This window comes from Pseudomonas sp. 57B-090624 (genome assembly GCF_003234055.1).
Classification (GTDB): domain Bacteria; phylum Pseudomonadota; class Gammaproteobacteria; order Pseudomonadales; family Pseudomonadaceae; genus Metapseudomonas; species Metapseudomonas tohonis.
Genome location: NZ_QKRU01000138.1, coordinates 1 through 6,521 on the forward strand (window position 1 = coordinate 1; position 6,521 = coordinate 6,521).

General features: G+C 66.7%; 5 protein-coding genes and 1 pseudogene. 2 read left to right on the forward strand and 4 right to left on the reverse strand.

The window, feature by feature from the left end; translation table 11 throughout:
* Positions 1-263: 263 nt before the first annotated feature.
* The 4 genes and pseudogenes from DMX10_RS31475 to DMX10_RS31490 form a co-directional block, all read right to left on the reverse strand.
* Positions 264-839, reverse strand: a complete 576-nt coding sequence (locus tag DMX10_RS31475) for a cob(I)yrinic acid a,c-diamide adenosyltransferase (RefSeq protein WP_111264776.1) — start codon at positions 837-839, stop codon at positions 264-266.
* Between the two features lies 1 nt (position 840).
* Complete coding sequence (locus tag DMX10_RS31480; RefSeq protein WP_111264777.1) at positions 841-2,853, reverse strand: HAMP domain-containing sensor histidine kinase; 2,013 nt, start codon at positions 2,851-2,853, stop codon at positions 841-843.
* A 43-nt stretch (positions 2,854-2,896) separates the two neighbouring features.
* Positions 2,897-3,808 carry a putative 2-dehydropantoate 2-reductase gene (locus DMX10_RS31485; RefSeq protein ID WP_111264778.1) on the reverse strand — a complete coding sequence of 304 codons (912 nt, stop codon included), beginning with the start codon at positions 3,806-3,808 and terminating at the stop codon, positions 2,897-2,899.
* Positions 3,805-4,773, reverse strand: a pseudogene (locus DMX10_RS31490) (response regulator); the annotation flags it as partial. The gene DMX10_RS31485 and the pseudogene DMX10_RS31490, both read right to left, overlap by 4 nt.
* A 221-nt stretch (positions 4,774-4,994) precedes the next feature.
* On the opposite strand from DMX10_RS31490, the gene DMX10_RS31495 reads away from it, so the two are divergent.
* Together DMX10_RS31495 and DMX10_RS31500 are read left to right on the forward strand one after the other, a co-directional pair.
* Positions 4,995-5,474: a YajQ family cyclic di-GMP-binding protein gene (locus tag DMX10_RS31495; protein ID WP_111264780.1), complete on the forward strand. Its 480-nt coding sequence runs from the start codon at positions 4,995-4,997 to the stop codon at positions 5,472-5,474.
* Positions 5,475-5,585: 111 nt separating this feature from the next.
* A complete protein-coding gene (locus DMX10_RS31500; protein WP_111264781.1) occupies positions 5,586-6,419 on the forward strand; it encodes a mechanosensitive ion channel family protein in 834 nt (277 codons plus the stop codon).
* The last annotated feature ends 102 nt before the right edge of the window (positions 6,420-6,521 follow it).

Below are 6,521 nucleotides of genomic sequence, written 5' to 3' on the forward strand. Positions count from 1 at the left end.
GGGCGGAGCACTATCTACGTTGCAGGCTCGCGGCCTAAGGGTGGATACGACTTCCAGCCCCTCCCCCGATGATCAGTCGGGGACTATTACCCCTGTGGAGGTATTAGTCGAGATACAAGGGTGGATGCCGCTCTTTGCATCCACCAGAGCGCGCGTGCCGCGTTGATGAGGCCGCAAGGTGTGATCCGCTTCGTGCCATGCGGTTCGGCTGGCCTCCCGGGCTACTGGATGTATCGCCCTATCCTGGCCGCAGAGCCGTGGTTTCAGGCCTTTGCCGCGGCCTGCCACAGCACTTCGCCGATCCCCTGCCGCCGGGCGATCAGGCGGGCAGCGACGAAGAGCAGGTCGGAGAGTCGGTTGAGGTAGGCGAGCAATTCCCCGCGCAGTGGCTCCTCGGCGTTGAGGGCCTGGGCCCGGCGTTCGGCGGTGCGGGCGGCGGAGCGGCAGACGTGGGCCTGGGCCACCAGGCGCGAGCCGCCGGGCAGGATGAAGTTCTCCAGGGGGCCCAGCTCATCGTTCCAGCGGTCGATGGCCACTTCCAGCCGTTCCACTTCGCTGGCGCGCAGCGACTGGTACTCGGGCATCGAGAGTTCGCCACCGAGGTCGAACAGGCGGTGCTGGCAGGGCGCGAGCACCTCGATCACTTCAGCCAACCCGGGCCAGTCGGCCTGCCGCTCGGCCATCTCGGCCAGCAGCAGCCCGATCTGGCTGTTGAGGCTGTCCACCTCGCCGATGGCTTCGATGCGGGGGTGGTTCTTGGCGACGCGACGGTTGCCGGAAAGCCCGGTCTCGCCCGTGTCGCCGGTGCGGGTGTAGATCTTCGAGAGGCGGTTGCCCATATCAGGTTCCCGAGGGGCCGGAGGTCAACGGCAGGCGCAGGGTGAAGCAGGTTCCCTGGCCCGGCTTGGAGTGCACCTCCATCTGGCCCTTGTGGTTGTTGGTGATGATGAAATACGAGACCGACAGGCCGAGGCCGGTGCCCTGGCCCACTTCCTTGGTGGTGAAGAAGGGCTCGAAGATGCGCTTGCGCACGTTCTCCGGAATGCCGACGCCGTTGTCCTCCACCTGGACTTCCGCCCAGGGCGGTGCCAGGCGGGTACGCAAGGTGATGCGGCCTTCCTGGTCGTCGTCGCGCTGGTGGATGGCCTGGGCGGCGTTCTTCAGCAGGTTCAGCAGCACCTGTTCCAGTTCGTTGGCGGTGCCCGGCACCGGCCCCAGGTCGGGGTCGAATTCGCGGGTGATGGTCATGCCCTTGAAGTCGAACCCCTCGGTCAGGTCGAAGTCGTTGCTGGCGATCTCCACAGCCTGGTCGAGCAGCACCGGCAGCAGGCAGGGCGCGAGCTGGCGGTTGCTGCGGCGGCTGAAGGAAAGCATGTGGGTGACGATCTTCGCCGCGCGGGTGCCGGCCTGGTGGATGCCGTCCAGCAGCTTGGGCACTTCGCGTGCTTCCAGGTAGTGGTTCACCGAGTCGAGGCAGATGCCGTCGGCCCGTGCCTGCTCCAGGTTCTTCTCCAGGTCCGGTGACAGGCGCCGGCGTATGTTCTGCACGTTGTGCAGGATCGCCCCCAGCGGGTTGTTGATCTCGTGGGCCATGCCGGCGGCCAGCCCACCGACGCTGAGCATCTTCTCCGACTGCACCACCATCTCCTCCATGGACAGGCGCTGGGTGATGTCATCGACGCGGATCACCACGCCACGCCCGGTGCCGCCCATCAGGGGGTAGAAGGTCAGGCTGTAGTGGCGGACCTCGTCTCCCAGCAGCCAGCTCACCCGTTCGACCTTTTCCACCTTGTGGCGCTCGGCGGTGAGCTTGATCTGCGGCAGGAAGGGCTTGAGCGAAGGGAAGGCCAGGAACACCGGCTGGTTGAGGGCATCGTCCAGGGTGGTGCCGGAAAGTGCGGTGGCTTCCTGGTTCCACTGGGTGACATAGAGCTGTTCGTCGAGGGCGATGAGCGCCGATGGCATCGAGTCGATGATGCTGTTGAGGTAGTTCTGGAACCCGGTGAGCTTCTTCTCGATCTTGCTGCGCACCTGCACTTCCAGCTCCAGCCTGCGGTTGGAGTGACGGGTCTCCTCGGCCAGCGCCTGGGCCTGGTCGACGGCGTTCTGCGAGTCGTCGCGGGCGCGCTTGAGCTGCTGCTCGCGCGCCTCGATGCGGCTGAGCATGGTGTTGAAGGCGTCCGCCAGGCTGCCGATCTCGTCGCGGTTGCCGCGCTGGGCGCGCAAGGCGTAGTTCTCCTCGCGGGTGACCTGGCGCGAGAGCTCCTCGAGGCGGCGGATCGGGCCGGTGACCATCACGCGGATCTGCCGCGCCACCAGCAGCCAGAGCAGCACGCTGCTGGCGAGGATCGCCAGGCTGGCGGTGAGGGTACCGGTGTAGAAGGCCCCGGGCAGCTCGCTGGAGGCCACCAGCAGCAGGTAGCCGGGCGGGCCGTTGTCCTGGGGCAGCTCCACCACCTGGCTGGTGCGGAATTCGTGCAGGCGCCAGCGTTGCAGTTTCTCGGCGTGCTGCGGCAGTTTCATCATGCTGCCGCTGATCAGTTGCGCCAGCAGCTCGCCCTGGCCGTCGTAGAGGGCGGCGGCGCGCAACGGGGTGTAGCTGTCCAGTTGGTCGAGCAACCGGCGGGCGGATTCCGGTGAGGCCAGCGCCTCGCGCGACAGCGGCGCGGTGGCGAACAGGCGGCCGAGGGTCTGCAGGGCCTGGGGCGCCATGCTCTCCTGGGAAATCCAGTAGGCGGCGCTGATGAAGGCCAGGTTGGCGATCAGCAGCACGGTGGCCATCAGGACCAGCAGGGCGGCCAGCAGTTTTCTGCCGACGGACAGGTTTTCGAGGCGCTGGCGCAGGCTGTTCAAGGGGGGATCCAGGCGGTTGGGCTGCCGGCAGGGTAGCGCGGGGTCAGTCCAGCGGCAATCCGCGCTCGGCCAGGTGGGCGCGCAACTGCCTGAGCAGGGCCTGCAGGTGGGGCAGGACCAGGCGGTGGCGCTCGGCGGCGGCGCAGGCGTAGCCGAGCAGGTAGCTGATCTCGGTGCGGCGCCTGGCGGCGACGTCCTGGTACATGGAGGAGTAGTTGGCGGCGGTGGCCTGGATGACCCGGCCGACTTCGTCGTGCAGGTCCTGCGCGGCGTCCGGCTGGCCGCACAGGCGCAGCAGTTCGGCGAGTTCGGCGCACAGCTCCTGGACCTGCGCCGGGTGCTCGAGCAGACCGCCGTTACGGCAGCCGTGGAGCACCGTCAGCGGGTTGATCGCGCAGTTGAGGGCGAGCTTGCGCCAAAGCCGCGAGAGGATGTCCGGCGTCCAGCCGTGGGGGATGCCGGCGTGCTCCAGCTCGTTCAGCCAGGCCGGCGGGGCGACGGCGTGCGGGTCGCCCAGCCAGGTGAAGCCGTGGCCGGCGAAGACCACGCGGAAGTCGCCGTCGCGGAACGCGCCTTCGGTACTGGAGGCGAGCATGCAGCGGGCATGAGGCACGCGCGCGGCGACGGCGTCCTGGCTGCCCAGGCCGTTCTGCAGCAGGACCAGCTCGGCGCCAGGCGCGAGGCGAGGGGCCAGCGCTGCGACGGCCGCCTCGGCGTCATAGGCCTTGCAGGCCAGCAGCAGGCGCTGGATGGGGGGCTCGTCGGTGGCGAGTTCGGCGGGCAGATCCAGGCGCTGGGCCTGGCCCTGCTCCACCAGGGTCAGGCCGCCTGCGGCACGGTAGGCGGCCAGGCGGTCGGCGTCGCGCAGTACCAGGCGCACCGGCAGTCCGGCGCGTGCCAGGCGGATCGCCCAGAGGCTGCCGAGGCTGCCGATGCCGAGGATGTGCCAGGTCACGGCAGGGGCAGGCGGATGGCGCTGACCCGGCCGCTGGCGTAGGACTCTGGCAGCAGCCGGGAGGCCTGTTCGATGATGTTCTCCACGTCCACCGGCAGTGCCTTGCCGTCCATGCCGACGAGGCTGATGCCCGCCTTGAGGGTGATGAAGCCCTCGCTGGTCTTGAAGGCCTTGAGGTTGAGGCCTTCGTGCAGGCGCTTGAAGCTGCTGGGCGAGCACTCGTGGAGGTCTTCGAGCAGGGTGATCAGGCCGAAATGGTTGTCATCCAGGCGGGTCAGCACGTCCAGCGGGCGTACCAGCTGCTGAAGGCGCCGCGCGACGCCGTGGAGCAGCTCGTTGTAGAAGTCGTTGCCGTACTGCACGCGCAGGGCGGAGGCGTCGTGCAGGCCGATCAGCAGGTAGCACAGCGCGCCGCCACGGGATTCGACCTGGCGCAGGCTGTCGGACAGCTTCTGGCGCAGGTAGCGCGGGTTGCCCAGGCCGGTGAGCGGGTCCACCAGGTTGCGCTGCTCGAGGCTGGCGATGTTCTGCGTCATCAGCCGGTTCTCGTGGAGCAGGCGCTGCAGGGTGTTGCACAGGCGGTCCGCTGCGTAGACGCGGGGCACCAGTTGCTCGTTCATCGCCGCCTTGCTGATGAAGTCGTCGACGCCGCGGTCGAAGGCCTCGCCCAGGACGTTCTCGCCTTCCTTGCCGGTGAGCAGGATGACGTAGGTGTAGTGGTCGATCATCTCGTCCAGCTGGCGCACCCGTGCGGTCAGTTCGAGGCCGTCGATCTCGGGCATCAGCCAGTCCGCCAGCAGTACGTTGGCGGGGCGCTCCTCGAGCAGGCGCAGGGCTTCCGTCGCACTGCTGGCGAAGCGGACATCCTGGTAACCGGCCTGGGTGAGGGCGCGACCGATCATGGCACTGGAGAACTTGGCGTCGTCCACCACCAGGATGCTGAGATGAGGGTTGGGCATGGCAGGCTCACAGGGAAGTGGCAAGGGTTGGCGGTAGTGGCTTGTTGCTATTAGTGCCTATTTCAGCAGGTTTTGCGTCCGCCTGTCAGAGCTGAATGCTTAGCTGCCATGCAATCCTGCAAAAAACGGGCTCCGTTGCTCAGTTATAATGGGCCCGCTTTTTTTACCGTCAAGCCAGGCGCCTTCCTTACGTGAAGTGGGTCGCGCCGTCTATCTGGAGGAATCCCATGCCATCGTTCGACGTGGTGTCCGAGCTGGACAAACACGAGCTCACCAACGCGGTGGACAACGCGATCAAGGAGCTCGATCGCCGCTTCGACCTGCGCGGCAAGTGCAGCTTCGAGAGCAAGGACAAGGCCGTCACCCTGACCGCCGAAGCCGACTTCATGCTGGAGCAGATGCTCGACATCCTGCGCAGCAACCTGATCAAGCGCAAGATCGATATCCACTGCATGGAGATCGAGGATCACTACGCGTCCGGCAAGGTGGTCAAGCAGGAAGTGAAGTTCCGCGAGGGCATCGAGAAGGAGCTGGCGAAGAAGATCGTCGCGCTGATCAAGGAGCGCAAGCTCAAGGTCCAGGCCGCGATCCAGGGCGAGCAGGTGCGTGTCACCGGCAAGAAGCGCGACGACCTGCAGGAGGCCATCGCCATGCTGCGCGGCGAGCCCCTGGACTTCCCGCTGCAGTACACCAACTTCCGCGACTGACACTGCTTTTTTGAACCTTCACCGCTGGCCCGCGTCGCAACGTGCAGGGTCAGCGACCTGCGCCGTGGCCTGCCCACGGCGTTTTTGTTCTCGTGAAGGCAAGAAAGGAGAGTGCGTGTGGATATAACCGTCGACGAACTGGTGAGGCGATCCGAGGGCTGGCTGCCGATCATCCTCGAGTACAGCGGCAAGCTCACGCTGGCGCTGATCACCCTGCTGATCGGCTGGTGGCTGATCAACCGGATCACCAACCGGGTCAGCAACCTGCTGGCCATGCGCCGGGTCGACAAGACCCTGCACGGCTTCATCGGCAGCCTGGCCAACATGGTCCTCAAGGTGCTGCTGCTGGTCAGCGTGGCCTCCATGGTCGGCATCGAGACCACATCCTTCATCGCCGCCATCGGTGCGGCCGGCCTGGCCATCGGCCTGGCCTTGCAGGGCAGCCTGGCGAACTTCGCCGGCGGCGTGCTGATCCTGCTGTTCCGCCCCTTCAAGGCCGGTGATTTCATCGAGGCCCAGGGTGTGATGGGGACGGTGGACCAGATCCAGATCTTCCACACCGTGCTGCGTACCGGCGACAACAGGACCGTCATCGTGCCCAACGGCTCGCTGTCCAACGGCATCATCACCAACTACTCGAACCAGGCCACCCGCCAGGTGCTGTACGACGTCAAGGTCGACTACGCCAGCGACCTGGCCAAGGCCCGCGAGGTGCTGCTCAAGCTGGCCGAGGACCCGCGAGTGCACAAGGACCCGGCTCCGGTGGTGGTGGTCTCCGCACTGGGGGACACCTCGATCAACCTGTCGCTGCGCATGTGGACGTCGAATGCCGATTACTGGGGGGTGATCTTCATGCTCAACGAGTCGGTGCGCGACAAGCTGCACGAGGCTGGCGTCCAGCTCGCCCAGCCGCGCATGGTGCAGGTGGTCCCCACCGCAGGGTGAGGGGGATGCGAGAAGGCCGGCGAATGCCGGCCTTTTTCATGTCCATGGAAAGCGCTACGGCTGTTCCGACTGCGCGCGGGGAGCGGGGGGCGGCGCGGCGGG

Bases quoted from the DNA above. Each gene is read 5' to 3' on its own strand.
- DMX10_RS31475 (WP_111264776.1), bottom strand. From the start codon at position 839: ATGGGCAACCGCCTCTCGAAGATCTACACCCGCACCGGCGACACGGGC.
- DMX10_RS31495 (WP_111264780.1), top strand. From the start codon at position 4,995: ATGCCATCGTTCGACGTGGTGTCCGAGCTGGACAAACACGAGCTCACC.